The sequence below is a fragment of the Ochrobactrum sp. SFR4 genome, from assembly GCF_019730395.1.
GTDB lineage: Bacteria > Pseudomonadota > Alphaproteobacteria > Rhizobiales > Rhizobiaceae > Pseudochrobactrum.
The window spans coordinates 1-243 of the sequence record NZ_JAAPBB010001238.1; the positions used below are offsets into that span (position 1 = coordinate 1).

A 243-nucleotide genomic window follows, 5' to 3' on the forward strand; every position below is an offset into this window, starting at 1 on the left:
TTCGATCTGGGGATTGAAACCATGCTGCCTTTTGTTGCCCGTACTGATCTTGAACGCCGTATGGTGCTGGAAACCATTGAGCCGGTCTGGGAGGGCAATCAGGTCTGGCTCATTCTGGCAGGTGGCGCAATTTTTGCGGCCTGGCCGCAGCTTTACGCGGTGTCCTTCTCCGGATTTTATCTGGCGATGTTCATTATCCTGTTTGCGCTGATTTTGCGCCCTGTCGGGTTTAAATATCGCAAT

At 52.3% G+C, this 243-nt stretch carries 1 protein-coding gene; it reads left to right on the forward strand.

The annotated features are described in order from the left end of the window. The coding region (cydB, locus tag HBA93_RS22985; RefSeq protein WP_221724772.1) for a cytochrome d ubiquinol oxidase subunit II at window positions 1-243 on the forward strand (243 nt) is incomplete at both ends.